This is a genomic window from Algoriphagus sp., from assembly GCF_013373065.1.
In the GTDB taxonomy this organism is placed as follows: Bacteria; Bacteroidota; Bacteroidia; order Cytophagales; family Cyclobacteriaceae; genus Algoriphagus.
The window spans coordinates 23,848-43,288 of the sequence record NZ_JABXIN010000003.1; the positions used below are offsets into that span (position 1 = coordinate 23,848).

Genomic DNA, 19,441 nt, shown 5'->3' on the forward strand with positions numbered 1-19,441 from the left:
TAGCATGTTTAAGAAGTATTTCCATAGTATTCTTTTCTCCTTGGGCTTATTGATGTGGGCGAGCCAGGCCTTTGCTCAATTTGACCAAGAACGATTTGGGAAAAACAGGCTTCAGCACCAGGAATTTGACTGGTATTTCTACAGCTCTAATAATTTTGAGGTTTATTATTACGATCGGGGAGGAGCCAATGCCAAAAGGGCTATTGAATTTTTGGAGTCTGAATTCCAGCGATTGACTCAGATGATTGGCTATGTAGCCTATACCAAACCTAAAATTTACATTTACAACTCCCCTGAAGAACTTCTTCAAAGCAACTTAAATTTAAACAAGGAAGAGTTCAATGAAGAGGGTCAAACCAACTTTAGCCGCCTGATCGCAGAAGTAGCTTATAAGGGTGAAGTTGACCTTTTTAAGGAAGACTTGATTTATGCCACTTCCAAAATCATCATTCAAGAAATGCTCTATGGAGCTTCGGTGGCTGATGCCTTTCAATCCAATTTACTCAATAGCTTTCCTGATTGGTATGTAGAGGGCATCTCATTGTATTTGGCAAAAGGTTGGAGCCGCCAAATGGACGACTATATCCGACATTACCTCAAGGAAGACGAATCCCCCAAAATCCTTCGCTTAAAATCCATCGAATCAGCATTAGTCGGACAGTCTATTTGGAATTACATAGCAGAGCGCTACGGAAGGCGATATATTTCCAGTATTCTCAACCTTTCCAGAATCAATCGAAATGAAGAAAACTCGGTTGCTAATACGGTAGGATTAAATTTTAATTCCTTTTTGGAAGACTGGAAAAAATATTACCTCACAATCAATCAGCAGGTAAATTCCAATTTTAGAGAAATTAATGCCAGTCAGGCCGTAGCTGAAACCTCACCTCGAGTGATTGGAACCATATCGGATATCAAATTTAGTCCAGACGGTTTGAATTTAGCCTATGTGATTAATAATCAAGGGAAATATAAGGTTCAAATCCGGGAGCTTTCCAGTGGCTTGGAGCGTACCCTATTCCAAGGCGGCTCTGTTTACGAAGATCAAAATCCAAACTTCCGGGCACCTGTCATTGCATGGAAAGATTCGGCAAGTTTGGCAATTGCCTCCTTCAAACGGGGCTTGACCACTTTGAGGCTACGCTCAATAGATGGCTCCAATCAGGATAAAATCTTCCTTCGAAACATCGATCAGATTTTAAGTTTGGACTTCAATAGTACGGGTAGAAACATTGTATTGTCTGCCATTTCCAATGGCAAAACCGATATTTACACACTTAATACGCGAGGTCAAGGTAGAAGACTAACAAATGATGAGTTTGATGATCTTACGCCGATGTTTTTGAATGATTCTACCATCATTTATACTACCAATTATTCCGAAGAATTGGATTCCCTTTCTGGGAAATTCGAAAACTTGGATCAGTTCAAGACTAGCTATAATATCTTTATGGCTGAAGTTAGAGATACTGTTCGGTTGACTCGACTTACCAATTCTTTTAGCAAAAATATTCGCCCCCGTAGAGTCAATAGTAATACAGTGATTTACCTCAGTGACTTGAGCGGTATTAATAATTTGATGCGATTGAATGTCGGAAATCAAATTTCCAGTCAAATCACAGGCTACAGCAAAAGTTTGGAATCATTTGATGTCAATAGTCGGATGAATAAGATTGCATTTTCTGTCCGAGATGGGAAAGAAAGCTTTTTGATCGTCCAAAATTATTCCGGGGTTGATTTATTTACGCCAAGTACTCCAAGAGTCCAATTAGAGCAGGCTAAAAGCTTGAATGATCGAATAGCTGCTAGAAGATTAATAGAATCCACACCGAAAGGAGTGGATCAACAAGCTTCTGAACCAAAACCACAGGTGGAGGAGAAACCCATCCAACTTGATACAATTGCTCAAAAGACGACTTCATCCATCAATGTGGATCGTCTGAAATTTCAGAATCGAAAAGGAATTAATACCGAAAATTACACCTTTGATTCGCTTCCAAATCCATTGTTGAATCGTGAGCAAACTCAGTCTTCCGAAGGAAAAGCTGGGAATATTCTTGATGCGTTTCGTCGGCAGTCTCTCCAAAAGCGGGTATATGGTCCTAGAGGGATGGAACCTCAGTTTTTCACCAATAGTCTAAATACCCGATTTATTGTAGATCCGTTGAGGGGATTTGGTTTGAGAATGAGTGGAAAGATGACCGATTTATTGGATAATCATTCCCTTTCGGGAGGAATTTCAGTAGCGCTTGATTTTCGTTCCGGTGGCGATATCTTCGCTGAATATGAATATCTGAAAAGCCGATTGGATTTCAGAGCTAGGTTTGACCGAAGAAGTATTCGTTATTCCGAACAAGATATTACTTTCCAAAAGTATGTTTTGACCAAAATAGAAACAGGAATATCTTATCCGTTCAACGTCAACAGTCGCTTTACCTTAGCTCCTTTCCTAGCGAAAACGCAATATTTCAATTTAAATCCAGATTCTTTGATTTGGTCTACCAATCCTGAGTCTAACCGGTTTGATGTGAATTACGTCGGAGGGAAAGCGGAATTTGTTTATGATCGCACAAAACAAATCGGTCTTTATTCTCAAATAGGCTTGAAAGGGAAGGTGGGATTCATGCACTATCAAGGGTTGAATAATTCCGAAAGAAGCTTCAGCAATTTCTATTTGGACATCAGGAATTATCAGCAAATTCATAAAAACATCGTCTTGGCTTCCAAATTATATGTAGGTTCATTCTTCGGAAATAACCCGCAAACCTATTTGGTTGGGGGCATGGACAATTGGTTGTTTAATGAATTCTATCAACCTCCATCAAATCGTCCGGAAGCGTCGCCTGTTCGAAATCCTACTGGAGTTGAAAATTCCAATATTCTTTTTGCCGATTTTGTGGATTTAAGAGGCTATGATTACGATGAAATAAGAGGTAGTAAGGTAATTACTTTCTCTACTGAACTTCGAATTCCTTTATTCTCCTACCTCACCAGAGGAAATATCACCTCGAATTTTATTCGTAATTTCCAGCTTGTAGGGTTCTATGATATTGGTTCAGCTTGGGATGTTTCTGCTCCCTGGGAGCGAGTTAATGATCAAAATACGGAAGTCATCAACACCGAAGGATCTCCATTCAAAATCACTCTGAATAATTTCAATAATCCATGGTTGCAGAGCTATGGTGCAGGATTAAGAACAGTTCTTCTCAATTACTACGTGAAATTTGACGTAGCAAGACCAATCCGAAATTATCAGACAGAAGATTTGAAGTTCTATGTAACTTTGGGCTATAATTTTTAATCAAGCATTATGATCAAATCAATGACCGGCTTTGGAAGTGTCGGGTGGGAAGATGATTCAAGGATAATACATGTTGAGGTAAAGACCCTCAATTCAAAGTTTTTGGATTTATCAATACGAAACCCAAGACAATTTTCAGAGAAGGAGCATGAAATCCGAAACTTGGTCCAATCGGTTTTGGAACGAGGAAAAGTATCTCTAACCATTGATTTTGTTGCTAAAAAATCCTCTGAGATTCCAGTAACGATTAATGAGGAACTTTTTGGAACCTATTATGCCAAGTTTGAAGAAATGGCTGAAAGAGTTGGCGCTGATGATTCTGAACTTTTCAAACTTGCCTTGCAAGCGCCTTCTGTTATCATCAATTCATCACCCGAGGAAAAAGAGGATGATGGTGATTGGGAGCTTGTTCGGAAGCTTTTAACTGAGGCTTTACAAAAATGCGATCAATTCCGTCAGGACGAGGGGAATGTTTTGTTGGAAAAACTCAAAGAAAACATTGAAGTTATTGCTTCCTCCTTGGAAGAAGTCAAGAATTCAGAAGGTCAACGAAAAGAAAGAATTAAGAATAGAATTCGAAATAACTTTTTGGAGTGGATAAATGAAAATGATTTTGATAAAAATCGTTTTGAGCAAGAGTTGATCTACTACTTTGAAAAGCTGGATATTACTGAGGAGCTGGTTCGGTTGGAAACCCATCTGAACTATTTTTTAAAAGTGCTCAAAGAAGAATCCCAACAAGGAAAAAAGTTGGGATTTATCAGTCAGGAAATAGGTCGAGAGATCAATACCATTGGTTCCAAAGCAAATGATGCGGGGATTCAGAAATTGGTCATCTTAATGAAGGATGAATTAGAGAAAATCAAAGAACAATCGATGAATGTTCTTTAAAGTTGATTTTTCCGAATAACTCTTCCATATCCTTTCTGTTGAAATGTTCCTTGCTTAATGGCAAATTGACCATTGACAAGGACGTACTCAATCCCTAATGGGTATTGGTGTGGGTTGATAAAAGTAGCCTGATCAATAATTGTCTCTGGGTTAAAGACGCATATATCAGCATAAGCCCCAACTTTAAGTATCCCTCTATCTTTTATTCCTAAGCGCTCAGCAGATAAACCGGTCATTTTGTGAATTGCTGTAGGAAGGTCTAGGATTTTCTTTTCTCTTACATAATATCCCAAAACCCGAGGAAATGTACCATAAGCTCTTGGATGAGGATGTCCTTGTCCTGGTTTTGAAAGCCTTCCATCCGATCCGATCATGGTCATAGGGTGTTGCATAATTCGCTCAACATCTGCTTCATCCATAGCGTGGTAGATAGTGCCGGTTCCCCCATTCAATTGGGCTTTGATTACAAATTCAGCTCCATTTTCTACAGTAGGTTCTATTCCTTCTCGAACTAGCCAATCAAACATGGTCTTCCCCTCCAAACTTCGATCCCACTGAACGGTAGAAAACTGAATACGCTTTAGATCACTACCTCCGCGGTCATTTAAGACAGCGAATACAATTCCGGATTTGATGCTGTCTTTTAAGGTAGGATTTTCAACTCGTTCTGCGAATTTCCCTCCTTCCAGTGCCCAACTTGGTATTAGTACGCTAATACCGGTGTGACTAGCTGTATAGGGATATTGATCCATCATGATATCGAAACCCAGTTGTCGGGCTGAATCCACAAGTGCCAGGGTCTTATTACTTGCACCCCACATTTTCACACCTATAGCCTTGTGATGCGTCAACACAACAGGGATTTGTGCATCTCTAGAAATCTGAATTGCTTCTTGTACTGCATCAATTAAACCTAAGCCTTCTTCTCGAAGATGAGAAGTATAGATTCCACCTTTGTCTGCAGCTACTTTTGAAAGGGCAATGACTTCATCCAGTTTTGCAAATGTTCCTGGTAAATACTTGAGGCCAGTAGAAATTCCAAAAGCACCTGCATCCATGGCTTTTTCCACTTCCCCTTTCATGTCAGCTAATTCTGCTTGAGTAGGCCCCCGGTCCACATTTCCGAGATAGGCTCTTCGAATAGAATTATGTCCAACCAAATAAGCCAAATTAGGTCCAATCTCTATTTGCTCCAAAGTGTCCAAAAAAGAGTCCAAGGGTAGGGGACTATTGCCATCTGGACCTCCCAAAGAAAGTGTGACTCCTTGCCTTACTAAAGATTCAGCCAAGGGCATTTCTAAAATGGGTTCCAAATGCGTATGCATATCAATGAATCCCGGAGATATTGCTAATCCAGAGGCATCGATTAGTTCTTTGCTTTCGAAAGATCCTAATTTCCCCAAAAATGTAATCCGGTCTCCAGAAATCCCGACATCCATGATCTCGCCTTTACTACCATCTCCTGTGTAGACGGTTCCATTTTGAATGACGATATCAAACTTTGGAGTTTGGCAGGCAGCTAGTGCCAGAAATAAAATAAGGGTAAGAATTTTCTTCAAGTTCATACTTACCCAAATTACATTATTTAAATCATCCTACGATCCCTTTCAAATAAAATTATCAGTGGAGGATCTTTCTTGATGAATTAATATTTTACTAGTCATGCAATCAGTTTAATTTGAATCGAATGGGAATTACCATTCGAGATCTTACTGGTCTTCCACCCATTTTACCCGGATTCCATTCGGGAGAATTTTCAACGACTTGCTGTGCTACTTGATCGCAGCCTCCTCCCAGGGATCTAACAACTTCTACATCTTGCACACTTCCGTCTTTATTGACCACGAATCGGATCAAAACGACCCCTTCCACTCCCATTCTTCTAGCCTGGAAGGGATATTTCAGCTTATTTCTTAAGTATTCATACCAAGCTTCCATACCTCCTTTAAATGAAGCTTGAACCTCCGTGAAGTCCATAATCTCATCAGCTTTGTCAATAATAGGAGGATCATCTGAGATAATTATTTCCGGAATCTTTGTTTCCTCTGTTGTATTGATGTCAATAGAAATCAATGTAGGATCAATTTTGATTTCATTAGGCTGTTCCTGAATTATAGGGGGGATCTGAATTGCCGGTGGAGGTGGGGTTTGAAAAGTATTTGGAATGTCAGGAATGTCCCAAATTTCTGATTCTTTATTAATCTCTTTGATAGGGGAGTCTGAATAAGATTTCCATTCAAAGGCAAAAAGACAAAGACCGATACTAATTGCTAAACCTAGATTAAAAAGGGTCGAAGACCATTTTTGTAGATCTGCTTTTGGGTTTTTCTTGGTTTCCATGATTTATGAGGTTTAATTGAAACGATACCAGAAATTACCCAATAACTAGTTGATATCTAGTTAAATAACTGACTTTAACTATGTTAAAAGTTTTAAAAGCAAGTCATAAAAAAAGCCCGAATAATTATTCGGGCTTTGTTATATGGTTTGGTTCGATTAGCTCAATTTGAATCGGATTGGCAATCTCATTCGAGTACGTACTGGACGTCCTCTTTGCTTACCAGGTTCCCATTTAGGAGCATCTTGAACAACTTTAACAGCTTCTTCATCACAACCTCCTCCGATTCCACGAAGTACTTCAACGTCTTGGATTGAACCATCGGTGTTAATAACGAATACTACGATTACAGTTCCTTCAATACCCATTCGACGTGCTTGAGTAGGGTATTTCAAGTTCTTTCTAAGGTATTCATTCCAACCTGACATTCCGCCTGGTGGTTGAGGCTGAGTTTCTACCACATCAAAAATTTCGTCTGCTTTTTCTTCCACTGGAGCTTCAGCAATAACTACCTCTTCAATGACAGTTTCTTCTTCCACGTTTACGTCGAAATTAACTTCAATCTTTTCCTCAATCTCGATTTCATCAGGAATTTCTTGAATGATTGGTTGCTCGACTGGTGGTGGCGGTGGTGGTGGTGGTTGTTCGGTGATTGGAATATCCAGTAGCTCCTCAAAGTTGTCGTCCGCCATTCCAAGATCCTTAAGGGCTCCATCATCGAACGATCTCCATTCAAAGGCCACTAGGACAGCACCTACAGCAACTGCCAAACCCAAATTCAGGAACATTCCTGAAGTTCTGGTTAAGTCAGCGCTTGGGGTCTTTTTTGCTTCCATAGCGTATTTGATTTATGATAGGTTAATTTGATACTATTTATCTAACAAGTCTAAGGATTTCCAAAGATTATTGCAAATGATTTAACATCACTGAATCTTAAAATATCCAAAGACGGCCAACCAGACTCCGAGTTGATTAAATGCTAAATCCCATAATTCGAAGGATCGATTGGGGACCCAAAGCTGTATAATCTCAAAAGCGACGGATGGAATAAGTACTAAAGGTATGAAAATGAGCCGGTTGATTTGTTTTTTGTGACTAAGACTAAGCTTAGAGTTAATTCCGATCCAGAGATAGGATAGGATGAAAAAACAAATCGTGTGAATGAATTTATCTTGAAAATCAAATGCATCAATTTCGGGTAAACGGTCACCAGGTGTGAGCATTGCGAATCCCAAAATGATCAGCCAAGTAATTCCAAGAACAATCCGCAATTGGCTACTTAATTTTTCCCTACCAATTCTGCATAACTTTCTGCAGACAACAAATCAGCAGGAAGGTCTCCGTCAATTTTGATTTTGATCATCCAGCCTTCTTCATACGGCGATTCGTTAACGAGTTCTGGAGAGCTCTCTAGTTCTTCGTTAAACTCAATGATCTCACCTGAAATGGGCATGAAAAGGTCGGATACTGTTTTCACCGCCTCCACAGTTCCAAAGACTTCTCCGGCTTCTATGGTTTCGCCTACGGTCTCGACTTCGACATAAACGATGTCACCCAATTCGCCTTGGGCAAATTCTGTAATACCTACCGTGGCAGTATCTCCTTCGATACGCACCCACTCATGGTCTTTGGTGTACTTTAATTCTCCTGGGAAATTCATGTTATGATGATTGATTAAGGTCTCCAAAAATAAGACGATTCCTAATTGGAAAAAATCTATTGTGATAAATTAAATCGAAGTTGTCCACCAAAGGAGGTAGAAGCTCGTTTGAAGGCAGTTGTCACGCGTGGATCATTGATGGTTCGGTCAAAATAAATCGTCAAATTCAGGTTTTGATTGATTACATAACCAATGGTTGGTCGAATCTGAATATTAAGGTTTCCATTTGTCACAGTACTTCCTTCTTCAATTTTTCGCTGAACCTGTTGGGTGTCGACAATTTTCATATCCATTCGTAATTGGAGATCATTTTTCAGAATGGTTTCTCTTCCTTGGATTTTGAATGGAATTCTAACGCCCGCTTTGGTAAATGCAATATTTAATCCGAAATCATTGCTTTTCTGTTCGGTGACTTGGGCATTGGAAAAATTGAGCCCCAAGTTTCGCTCTTTGTTATAATTGACTGCCACATTGAGCCTTCCTTTGGTCATTAAGTCAAGCCCAATCAATGGAGAAAACCGTTCGGAAAGAACAACTTGATTAAGGACGTAGATTGGGATAAACTGTCCTTCATCATTGATTTCATTTGGGAATTGACGGTTTTGCAAGGTATTGTAAAGCTCCAATCCTTGTTGATATTGGAGGGAGTTGGAGAAATTACTTGCATCATAGGTGGAAGTGTAGGAATGGGAGATGTTGATGCTGGTAAAGACATCGCTCAGGCCTTTGATTCTGGAAAGACCTGAGTAATCAATTCTCCAATTTGGTAAAGGGGTTTTTGGAAAAGGATTCAAATTCATATCTCCAGCATCTTGTCCCCGATAAGCAGCTAAAAATGCAGGAACCAATACATCTTGTCCATTGATGGAGTATTCTCCCGAATTGGGATTTAGGGCATCAAGTCTGTCTTTGATGATCGCACGATTGTTTTCAAAGTCCTGGAATAATGGTGAGTTATTTTCCGCATCATCCCTTGAGAAGCTTGTCCCAAGCAAAATAGTAGTTATGGAATAGGCACTGTTATTTCGAAGTGGGCTTATGGATAGGTATTCTCCAGGATTATCCGCAGAGTTTCTGAAAATTTCCTGGTATCTGCCCACTTCCCGTTTTTCGGCATTCAGGGTGATTCGGAAATCGCGGAATGGCTCCACCAAAGCACCTAATCTCAAATTCATAGCTCGATTTTGCTCAAATGGCTGCGTTAGTTCGGCACTTGGAGCCATTAGTCCACGAGCAGCCAATTCATTTCGAATTTGGGGATCCTGACTTCCAAAAATGAAGGCAAGGCCAGGATTAGTAAAGGCTCGATCCATTCCTAAAAGTCCTGTATTTGGTAAATAGCCAGGCAAGAATGTTCCTTCCGTTAATCCATAATTAAATGTGATTTCTTTTACTGACATCAAAAACTTCAAAAGCTTGTTGCTAAATGGATTTCCAATGGTGTCTTCTGCAGATGTTGTGTTTCGGCCTGGAATACTTGGTCTTCTTGGAGCATTTAAAGCCTCCAGTTTTTTGTTTTTGTTGTAAAGACGAATCAGGTCAAGCTTTCCGCTTATAGTTTGTTCTCTCGTATTTTGAATTACATTTCCTAAAGTATCCCGTTGTCCGATAGCCCCAGTCATCCAGGTATAGGTGGTATTGTAGCGGTAATCCGCCCGTATCCAATTGACTAGAGGCACTTTGTCAAATGGAATGGTGTAGTTCAAGTTTACATTGTGATTGTAATTCGTTCGCCTGCCAAAATTCCAGAAATTGGTCCGTACCGAATCAATTTTTTCTTGGGTATCTAAATCTCCTTGGGGTTCATCTACCACAGCCATTACGGATGCACTATAATCCACCCGAAGGTTTTTGCTCAAATCCCAATTCAAGGTGTAGAATCGGTTCATGAAGAAGGATTTTTGAAAAAGTGGATCAACCCCGCTCGTTGAAAGCTGATCATTTCGATATTGAGATCGAAGGAATTTCCGGTCCACATCCACGCGAGCCAAAAGCTGCGTCGGGGCAAAGTTCAGGTTGAAATCCTTAATCAGTTTCAGATATGGCGAAGACATGCCCTCTGAATTTTTGAATGGTTCAAATGTCAAAGGCTTCGGAGCAAAACTGTAGGTAATATTTCCCCGATTAGTTTTGAATTCATACCGCTCGATTTGTGCATTCGTTTGGGTAACAGTCCCTACAGCATAGGAGAAGGCAAAATTGCTCAAGTCATAGAATCGATCCGGTGCCTCCGGATTGGTTTTGATTTTCCGGACGTTGTTTAAACTGATATTTTTTCGGCTCAGTTGATCTTGTGCGATCGATTGATAAGCATCCCGCTCCTGATCGGTTTCAAACTTCTGAAGGGCTACTTCAAATGGAACATCCGGATTCAGAGGGTCAAATTCAGGTCTGGTATTTGAATTTTCAACACTCAAGTATACCGGGATACTTACACCCAATTCTTCAGGCAATAATTTATCAGCTTTGATATTGGTAGAAATATCATATTGGGTAGTTGCTTCTCGGGTTCGTTGAGAAAGCCTTGTCTCCAAACCTCCAAAACCAATGGAATTGTGGCGAATTGATGCTGAAACAACTGCCAGATCCGCAATTTTAGCATTCATAAATGCATTGGCTGCCCAGCCATTTGATTCATTTTGGCCTGTAACTCGAAGTTCATTGGCCCAAATACAAACACTGCGACTTCCACCAGCACCTGTTCCGGGATTTCGCACCCCGATCATTGCTCCTTGAGTTTGATTTAGCTCAGGTCGCCCAACAACCGTTACTTTATATTGTCTGATAGATTTAGAGAATGGAAGATTCAAAGGGAGTCCCTGATTATCACGGTCTGTTTTAACAGATACGATTTCTTGAATCGCAATATCTATTTCATTTTCCAGAGGCCAGATTTGTCTAGGGTCCCGGGTACCTTTTGGTGTAATGATCAAAGGAACTTCTATCTCATAATAGTTGTCGGTGTAGTCTGTTCCTAATCTTAAGAATGCGGTGATTTCTCCATCAAGGGCATCTTCACTATCTGCATGGAAAAACATCTTGATTCGTTCAAATTGGACTAAATCAAGGGTTAGGTTTTTAAATACAGCACGAGCATCCCGAGCGGCTAAATCCTCAACACAAACCCGGAGAGACTGTTCATTTAGTCTTCGTTCTACAGTCGACGTATTATCCCGATCCCGGTTTATTCCTGGAGGAAGTACATAAGGGCTTTGAGTATCGCTTCCTTGCGAGTTTTCTTCGATTCCGACTACATCCACTGTTACATTTGAGTTGTCCGGCTCTGGAATTTCGAAGAATCCTCTTTCGAAAAGAGACTCTTGGAATACGCGCCATTGGCTACCAATCATTCGGAAATTAGCCATTCGTAGCACTACTGGTTGTTCGAAATCAGTCAGATACGTTCGAATCCATCGAATAGATTTAAAGCCGTTGATATTCCCTTGAATTCGATCCGGTTGTCTGACTGGAATCCTAAAGAGGTACCAATTGACAGATTCCCCTCCAACGTTCGCAGTGACTTTATCTACAATGTAATTTTGACCCACTACCAAATTATCAGGACGAAGATCTATTTCATACTCATAATAATTCTCAAGCTCATTGATGGTATTGTCTGTGTTAAGATCTTCGTTGTCAGGAATATTTGTGCCCGATGGGGTAAAGGAAAGATTGACGTTAGGCTCTACAGGGGAGTTCCCTTCCTGTCCATTGAATTTCTTATAGCGCTCAAGGATTTTGGCATTTTGTGCGTCAAATGATTCATCCAGATAATATTGGAAGGCGTCCGCAGAAACGTCTTGTAGGATTGTGTTTAGAGCTTGTTGATCGACATTAATTCGATCTAAGAATCGATTTCTAAAGAAGTTTGCTTCATCATCATTTTTCAACCCATCTAATCCTACATCCTGATTCGCACGAGCTGCCTCGGAGTTGTCAAATGCTGGCAGAAGAAATTGTTCTCTCGTAATTCTTCCCCATTCATTTTCCCGTGTCTCGGCAGGATCTCCATCGGCTGGGAGACCATTTTCAAATGCATGACTTCCATCTTTCATTACATCCTCGGAAATATCTCCAAGGTTGAAAAATAGTTTACCTCCTGTGGTATTGTTTTGGTTGAAAATACCGTCAAGCACCCGACCATTTTCTCCACCGATAAATGGATCTAACAACCAGAATTCTAAATATTCGATATTGGTTCGATCGAAATCCACCTCGGTGGTTATTGCTCTTGTAACTCCTCCGTAGTTGAGTCTAGGATTGGGTAAAAGGCCATCCTGACGAAGATTCGGGTTATAATTATACATCCCCCGCTCCGAAGGGAAATAGGCTAATTCGAATAAAGGTTCTGGAGTGATGATTACATCCCGGTCCTGTTGAGGAAAAATCTCTTGAGGGACTACACGACGAACATAGTGGTTTTGTCTATCCTCTCGGGTAATATTGGGAGGAACTCCAGGCCCGCTTTCCCGATAGAAAATATTATCAATATTATACCAGGCTACTCGGGCTCTTCGATAAGTTGCTCCCAAATTGTCCTCTGTTTGCATACTGAGGTCAAAGCGATTATCTGGGGTTTGCGGTGTGGACCCAAGTTTCCAATTTTGGTTGGCAGCTCCTCCAAGGTTGAAAGGGGTGATGGCAGCTTCAAAATCATCGATGTAAGAGGCTCCTTCTCCATTCACCCTATTGGAAGTTCCGGGGATTAAATGGGCAAACTCTCCGCTGATTTGTACCTGAGAGACTTCTTTGGTATTGGTGAAAGGAAGGGCATCTGCCAATTTCGTAAGCCATCTGGATTCATCTGAATAGTTGGCATCTAATCCCCAAAGGCTGTTTCTAATTGTTTCACTTCCTGTTGCAATTCGAGTAACATTGGGGCGCTCATTCAGGTAAAGGAAAGTGCCACCTAAATTGAATTTATCGCTAAATAGATAGTCTAGCCGGGTGCCTAATAGACTTCGAGTTTGAAAAGAAACTAAGTCGGCTTTTTCAAAACTCACGTTGATCTGTTTTCCGGACTGTAAGATTGCATCATTGATGATGACTAGCCTTCCGACATTGTAGTCTATTGTAAAATCTACTCCTTCAGTTAAGGGGATATTTCCAGCAGTGACGATTACCGAACCTGGGGAAATGTTCAAGCCTGGCAGCTGAATTTCACTTGCAGATCCAGCAGTAAGTCTTCCTTTAATGAAATACTTATTTAGTCGAGTGACCAGCTCTGCATCTGCTTGGGTTGTTCTGTAGAGCGTATCATACACGTATTTTTCCTTCAATACTCCTTCATTAGGCAAAAAGCGCTTTTCTAAATTTGAACCAAAGGGTTCCAAAACCGGAAAAATCAACAATCCGCGATTGGAAACCATTGTTAGGCCTTCTACAAAGTCAAAGTTTCCATCAGGAGCGGGGTCATTTTGAGGGTTGAGGTTGTCCAAGCCAGTAAGGCGAATAAGTGGAACATCTTTGACTTCCTGTCCCTCCAATAAGGATGGGTTGTCCAAGCCCGTTCGGTCATCCCGATAAATCACCTGAAGTTGAAATCCTTCGCGAAGGATCTGACTTGCATTTAGGGAATAAACGTTTTTCATCATCAAGTCCCAAGTTGGAACCTGCGTGTTAATTCGGGCCGGACGCAAAAGCTTCAAAAAGATCAACTCATCTTCAGGACGGTTTTGATAGTCTTCGGTCAATTCCCCTACTTTATAAACCTGTCCATTGTAGGTGTACTCATAGGAAACCGCCAATACCTCGTCATTCTGTAATCTTCTGAATAAGGAAATATATCCCAATTGTGCGTTAAAGAAGAACTCGGTTTGGTCTAGCTTTCGAGCGCCATTGATTTGCTCGAAATCAATACCTTTTCGGATTCCTAAACTACTTTCCATGGCTCTAGATCCGGTGTCAAAAGGTCGGAAAGCTGGATTTTGAGAAATTGAATTGTATAACTGATTGGCGCTATTTCCTGTAGGTGCATTGGGATCAGCAGGGCCAATGTTGGGATTTGTTGGATTTAGAAGAACTCGTCCTTCCCCTAGATCCATGAATGCTGCAAAATTCCGAAGTGTCTCTGTATTTGCAGCTCGGTTCATGACGTAGACCTCGATCCGGGTTACATTGACTCCAGAAAGAACCTGTGGAAGCCCACGTAACCAACGTTCATAATTGTCTCTGAAAAAATGGGAAAGGAAGAAATGCCGATTTTCGTCATAATTTGATGCTTGAATCTCGAAGGTTCTGCCTTGTCCGTTTGCATCAATCTGTAGATTATCCCTTCTGCCACGTTGGGTAGAAGCTACCGCAGTTACATTTAATTTTCCAAACTGCATTTGCGTCTTGACTCCAAAAAGGTTCTGAGCACCTTGAATCAAGCGGTTTTGAACCGGCATGGATACATTTCCAATCTCAATGGATTGAATGATGTCTTCCTCAAATCCATCAAATTCAAGTTTGAGCTGGTTTTGAAAATCAAAGGAATTGTTGGAATCAAAATTGGCCGCGATTTTCATTTTTTCACCCAAGGAGCCATTGACTGCCATTTGGATTTGTTGGTTGAAGTTGAAGCCGCCATTTCGCTGTTGACGGATCGGAAGGGTTGGATTGTCAACTCTTCGGAAAATCGCCCCAAAGTCCAGATTTACATATCCAGTAGGTTGGATATTAATATCTGACCCTCCGAAAATTCTGTCAAAATTAGGGCTGACGGTCAATGGAGGTACTAATCCACGACCTTCAACTGCACTTTCCCCATCTCCTCCGCGCGCTCTATTTCGCCAATACTCTTGACGGACTTTATATTCTTGGATTTGGGAAAATTCTTCAAAATCGTACTCTTGCCCAGTCCCCACTTGGGAGCTATCCATTTCATCGAAAATATTATAACGAAGCTGTGAAGTGGAATCTATTTTGACCTGAACTGATCGATCAAATAGGGATCTAGGAAAAAAAGGAGAATAAACATTTAAAAAAGGATTTCCTAAGGGGTAAAGCGGATTCGTTCGCTGATTTTGCCACAGCAAAAAAGAAGGGGCTAGCCTTCGTTGATTCAGGGAGTCTATTTTCGTTTGGGTAGAATCTGTACGAGTCTGTTGGCTATATGCATCCGCAAAACCAACAAACAATCCAAACAGGATGAAGCAAATTGTACCCAGCGCTTTCCCCCTGCAAAAAGTCAGTATCGTACGAAAGTTCAATCCAAGTTTAAATTATGATGTCTTTAAAGATGCTTTAATTAAATCTTCTAAAGAAATTTCTCCCTTGGTTTTTTTGAGAACTGCATCAATATTCTTTTCTGCGGCGGCTTTAGGAAAACCAAGCGTAATTAAGGCTTTTAACGCCTCTTCTCGGATTTTATTGCTTGATTTTAAGAATCCGAGTGGTTGAATACTTTCGGATGCGCCTGATTTTCCAATCTTGTCCTTTAACTCCAAAATGACTCGCTGCGCAGTCTTGAGTCCAATGCCTTTTACTTGTTTGATGGTGTTTACATCCCCACCTAAAATTGCTTCTTCAATTTCTGAGGTGCTTAAAGAAGAAAGGATCATTAATCCTGTGTTCGGGCCAACACCATTGATGCTGATCAAAAGTAAAAAAAGGTGTTTTTCGTCCTCTTCCTTGAAGCCGTAAAGTGTGTGGGCGTCTTCTTTGATGTGGAGGTAGGTGAGGAGTCGAATCGACTCCTCATCCTTGATTTTGCTGTAAGTCTGAAGGGAAATTTTCACTTCATAACCTATTCCTCCTACATCAATGATGACATAAGTGGGGTCTTTGAAAGCTAATTTTCCCTGTAGATAGGCGATCATGAAGAAGCTGTTTGAGCGTCAACAACAGCGATAGCAACCATATTCACAATTTCACGGATTGAACTACCCAATTGAAGGATGTGAACAGGCTTGTTCATACCTAGAAGAATTGGTCCGATTGCTTCAGAGTTTCCTATTTCAGAAAGCAACTTATAAGCAATATTTCCAGAGGCAAGATCAGGGAAGATCAAGGTGTTTGCTCTCTTGTTGATCAATTCAGAGAAAGGATAGACTTCGCGTTGAATTTCATCATTTAAAGCAACATTTGCTTGCATTTCTCCCTCAATTACCAAACCTGGGAATCGCTCTTTTGCCATGGCAGTTGCCTTGGCCATTTTAGCAGGAATATCCCCTTTTGCAGATCCGAAATTTGAGTAGGAAAGCATAGCCACTCTAGGTTCTACATTAAAGAATTTGACAGCATCGGCAGTAAGCCCAATAATGTCGACTAATTCTTCAGCTGTAGGATTTAAATTAACAGTGGTATCTGCAAAGAAGAAAGGTCCTTTGTCGGTATTCATGATGTACATACCGGCAACTCGCTTGGCTCCTGGTTTCACTCCAATTGTATGAAGTGTCGGAAGGATTGTTTTTGGATAATCCCGAGTCAATCCTGAAATAAAGGCATCTGCAAGTCCCGCTTCTACCATCATGGCGCCAAAGTAATTTCGCTGAGTAACCAGTCTGGAGGCATCCACGGGAGTCATGCCTTTTCGCTTGCGTTTGTCAAAGAGAATTTTGGCAAAACGATCAAGCTGTTCTGTTTCCTCTTGCGGATCGATGATGGTGACATTCTCAAGATCCAAGGAGCTTTCTTGGATAAGAGCTAAGATTTTCTCTTTATTTCCTAAAAGGATTGGGTGAGCAATTTTTTCATCTCGGATAATTTGAGCAGCTTTCAAGATTTTACGGTTATCAGCTTCCGCAAATACTACTCGCTTTGGATCTTTTTTAGCTCGAGCGATGACTACTGACATCAAGCGCTGATCAATACCGATTCGCTCTTGAAGTTCTAACTCATATGCATCCCAATCAGAAATGGTATGTCTAGCCACTCCAGAATCAATTGCAGCTTTTGCTACGGCAGGAGCGATTGTGGTAATCAATCTAGGGTCTAAAGGCTTAGGGATAAGATAGAATCGTCCAAAACCTAAATTGCTTTCACCATAAGCTTTGGTTACAATATCAGGAACAGGTTCTTTGGCCAGCTTAGCGATTGCTTTTGCAGCTGCCAACTTCATGTCTTCATTGATGGCTGTGGCACGTACATCTAAAGCTCCTCTAAAGATGTATGGGAATCCTAAGACATTGTTTACTTGGTTAGGATGATCAGATCGTCCAGTAGCCATAATCAAATCCTCCCTAGCCTCAATTGCCAAATCATAAGCGATTTCTGGATCTGGATTGGCAAGGGCAAAAACAATGGGGTTTGGTGCCATGGCTTTGATCTGTTCTTGGGAAACTACATTTCCTGCAGAAAGACCTAAAAATACATCCGCGCCATTCAAAGCCTCAGTAAGTGTATGAATATCTCGATCCGTAGCAAATTCAGCTTTGACAGGATCCAAATGTTTCCTGTCTTTACGGATTACACCTTCCTTGTCACACATGACAACATTCTCAGGCTTAACACCTAGTGACATGTAGAAGCGTGTACAGGAAACAGCAGAAGCGCCGGCTCCATTTACAACCAACTTGATGTCGGAAATATTTTTCTCAACTAATTCAAGGGCATTCAAAAGTGCAGCGCCTGAGATAATCGCTGTGCCGTGTTGATCATCATGCATTACGGGGATATTCATTTCCCGCTTGAGTGTTTGCTCAATTTCGAAACACTCTGGAGCTTTGATATCCTCCAAATTAACACCCCCAAAGGTTGGCTCTAGGGATTTGATAATCTCGATTAGTTTTTTAGGGTCTTTTTCGTTGATTTCAATGTCAAAGACATCAATTCCTGCGAATTTTTTAAAAAGGACGCCTTTCCCCTCCATGACAGGCTTGGAAGCCTCAGGACCGATATCTCCAAGTCCCAAAACGGCCGTACCGTTTGAAATGACCGCGACCAAGTTTCCTTTTGCGGTGTATTTGTAAACATTTTCCTGATCGGCTTCGATTTCCTTACAGGGTTCGGCTACTCCTGGTGAGTAAGCCAATGCCAAATCCATTTGACTGGAAAGGGGTTTGGACGGAATAACTTCAATTTTTCCAGGTGAGCCCTGTGTGTGATAATTGAGGGCGTCTTCTTTCCGAATTTTAATGGCCATAAAAGCTACGTTAAGTTGGGTTTAGCTCCCTTGGTCAGGAACCCAACTCACGTCCGTATTGAGTAAAATGGTCTCAATTTCTCGAAGGGCATCCCGATGAACTTCATTCGGATAGTAGACGAATCCTTCGATGTAATAGAGTTTTCCTTTTTTCTCATCCACCATGAGGTAACCTAAGTAGGTTCCACCCATGGTCACGTTGTTGGTCCTCCAGGAAGCCCTGATTTCGGTTGTAAAATTATCATTTATAACCATGTTTCGGAAAGCCGGAGGAATTTGTTTTTCAGTTACGACATAAGAGTTCGGAACTTCAGGATCACCAAAAATGTGATTTTTGGTGATTGAGTCTCTGAGAGTCAGGATATTCTCTGGAAATGTTTGCTCTTCAGACACATAATCTTCCACATGAAAAAATAAGCTGATATCCGGTCGGTTTCCTGATGGTGTGGGCTGTCGAAGCCATAAAAAGCCAGGTACAGACTTTGCAATTTGATAAGATGCCGGCACATTTACCTGGATTCCAATATTCTTTTCTGCCTCGGCATTGGCTGCTGTATTTTTACGTGCCAATAAGATTTTTTCCAATCTCCCTCTTTCCCGAACTTCAAAAAGATTTTGAATTCTTGGACCGTTTTTCTTCAGATTTTCTACTAGTTGCTCCTCTGTATTTCCAAAAAGATACAAGACCTCTTGTCCTATGGCATATTCATCCTCAACCCGAAGGGAGTAGATGCTGGGATCATTCAGGGCTTTTTCTTTTGATTCTTTTGAAAACTGTGCATTGATCACTTGACTAGCTCCACCTTTATCATCAAAAGTTGTTACATAGATTAGATTAGTTGACATTTTTAGCATTCGCGTCATTGCCCGAGGATCCACGGTATTGACTTTGAATTTGCTTTCTGAGCGGATCATTCCCGGAAGGTCTGATTCAAAAATATCACGTAAAGCATCTCCAACTGGTCCTGCGTATTTGACCGAGTCGATGACTAGTATAATCTCGCCAATAGAGCCTCGTGCTCTTGGCTTGGTATTCTCAGATAAAGATCCGTTTGAATCACAGGAGGCAAAAATTGCTAAGGAAAGGATGAAGAAACTGATTCTGGAAAGGATTTTCATTCGGTTGTTTGGTTTGTTTTTCTAGCCAAGACTAAAGTAAATACTTTCAAATAGGAAAATTGAATC

General features: G+C 40.9%; 11 protein-coding genes. 2 read left to right on the forward strand and 9 right to left on the reverse strand.

Going from position 1 to position 19,441, the window contains the following annotated elements:
* Positions 1 to 4 precede the first annotated feature (4 nt).
* Both HWE15_RS02555 and HWE15_RS02560 read left to right on the forward strand, forming a co-directional pair.
* The gene (locus HWE15_RS02555) at positions 5 to 3,301 is read left to right on the forward strand and encodes a biopolymer transporter Tol (protein WP_290505929.1); all 3,297 of its coding nucleotides are present in this window, start codon (positions 5 to 7) and stop codon (positions 3,299 to 3,301) included.
* A 9-nt stretch (positions 3,302 to 3,310) separates the two neighbouring features.
* Complete coding sequence (locus tag HWE15_RS02560; protein WP_290505930.1) at positions 3,311 to 4,192, forward strand: YicC/YloC family endoribonuclease; 882 nt, start codon at positions 3,311 to 3,313, stop codon at positions 4,190 to 4,192.
* Here the strand turns inward: HWE15_RS02560 and HWE15_RS02565 are convergent.
* From HWE15_RS02565 to HWE15_RS02600, 9 genes are all read right to left on the reverse strand, one after another.
* A complete protein-coding gene (locus HWE15_RS02565; protein ID WP_290505931.1) occupies positions 4,189 to 5,757 on the reverse strand; it encodes an amidohydrolase family protein in 1,569 nt (522 codons plus the stop codon). The genes HWE15_RS02560 and HWE15_RS02565 overlap by 4 nt on opposite strands.
* A gap of 103 nt (positions 5,758 to 5,860) precedes the next feature.
* On the reverse strand, positions 5,861 to 6,532 hold the full coding sequence (locus tag HWE15_RS02570) for an energy transducer TonB (protein ID WP_290505932.1): 672 nt from the start codon (positions 6,530 to 6,532) through the stop codon (positions 5,861 to 5,863).
* A gap of 156 nt (positions 6,533 to 6,688) precedes the next feature.
* Positions 6,689 to 7,366: an energy transducer TonB gene (locus HWE15_RS02575; protein WP_290505933.1), complete on the reverse strand. Its 678-nt coding sequence runs from the start codon at positions 7,364 to 7,366 to the stop codon at positions 6,689 to 6,691.
* Positions 7,367 to 7,453: 87 nt separating this feature from the next.
* The gene (locus tag HWE15_RS16045; RefSeq protein WP_367203750.1) at positions 7,454 to 7,753 is read right to left on the reverse strand and encodes a VanZ family protein; all 300 of its coding nucleotides are present in this window, start codon (positions 7,751 to 7,753) and stop codon (positions 7,454 to 7,456) included.
* 56 nt (positions 7,754 to 7,809) lie between these two features.
* Positions 7,810 to 8,190: a glycine cleavage system protein GcvH gene (gene gcvH, locus HWE15_RS02580; RefSeq protein WP_290505934.1), complete on the reverse strand. Its 381-nt coding sequence runs from the start codon at positions 8,188 to 8,190 to the stop codon at positions 7,810 to 7,812.
* Positions 8,191 to 8,246: 56 nt separating this feature from the next.
* Complete coding sequence (sprA, locus tag HWE15_RS02585) at positions 8,247 to 15,248, reverse strand: cell surface protein SprA (RefSeq protein ID WP_290506206.1); 7,002 nt, start codon at positions 15,246 to 15,248, stop codon at positions 8,247 to 8,249.
* A 147-nt stretch (positions 15,249 to 15,395) separates the two neighbouring features.
* The gene (gene ruvA / locus HWE15_RS02590) at positions 15,396 to 15,992 is read right to left on the reverse strand and encodes a Holliday junction branch migration protein RuvA (RefSeq protein WP_290505935.1); all 597 of its coding nucleotides are present in this window, start codon (positions 15,990 to 15,992) and stop codon (positions 15,396 to 15,398) included.
* Positions 15,989 to 18,256: an NADP-dependent malic enzyme gene (locus HWE15_RS02595; protein ID WP_290505936.1), complete on the reverse strand. Its 2,268-nt coding sequence runs from the start codon at positions 18,254 to 18,256 to the stop codon at positions 15,989 to 15,991. Before HWE15_RS02595 ends, ruvA begins: the two co-directional genes overlap by 4 nt.
* Before the next feature lie 21 nt (positions 18,257 to 18,277).
* Positions 18,278 to 19,375 (reverse strand): DUF4837 family protein, encoded by a 1,098-nt coding sequence (locus HWE15_RS02600; protein ID WP_290505937.1) that lies wholly within the window; start codon positions 19,373 to 19,375, stop codon positions 18,278 to 18,280.
* Between the last annotated feature and the right edge of the window lie 66 nt (positions 19,376 to 19,441).

What these genes read in the sequence shown, in the direction of transcription:
- HWE15_RS02555 (WP_290505929.1), top strand. Translation starts at nt 5, where the DNA reads ATGTTTAAGAAGTATTTCCATAGTATTCTTTTCTCCTTGGGCTTATTG.
- HWE15_RS02560 (WP_290505930.1), top strand. Translation starts at nt 3,311, where the DNA reads ATGATCAAATCAATGACCGGCTTTGGAAGTGTCGGGTGGGAAGATGAT.
- HWE15_RS02565 (WP_290505931.1), bottom strand. Translation starts at nt 5,757, where the DNA reads ATGAACTTGAAGAAAATTCTTACCCTTATTTTATTTCTGGCACTAGCT.
- HWE15_RS02570 (WP_290505932.1), bottom strand. Translation starts at nt 6,532, where the DNA reads ATGGAAACCAAGAAAAACCCAAAAGCAGATCTACAAAAATGGTCTTCG.
- HWE15_RS02575 (WP_290505933.1), bottom strand. Translation starts at nt 7,366, where the DNA reads ATGGAAGCAAAAAAGACCCCAAGCGCTGACTTAACCAGAACTTCAGGA.
- HWE15_RS16045 (WP_367203750.1), bottom strand. Translation starts at nt 7,753, where the DNA reads ATGCTCACACCTGGTGACCGTTTACCCGAAATTGATGCATTTGATTTT.
- gcvH (WP_290505934.1), bottom strand. Translation starts at nt 8,190, where the DNA reads ATGAATTTCCCAGGAGAATTAAAGTACACCAAAGACCATGAGTGGGTG.
- ruvA (WP_290505935.1), bottom strand. Translation starts at nt 15,992, where the DNA reads ATGATCGCCTATCTACAGGGAAAATTAGCTTTCAAAGACCCCACTTAT.
- HWE15_RS02595 (WP_290505936.1), bottom strand. Translation starts at nt 18,256, where the DNA reads ATGGCCATTAAAATTCGGAAAGAAGACGCCCTCAATTATCACACACAG.
- HWE15_RS02600 (WP_290505937.1), bottom strand. Translation starts at nt 19,375, where the DNA reads ATGAAAATCCTTTCCAGAATCAGTTTCTTCATCCTTTCCTTAGCAATT.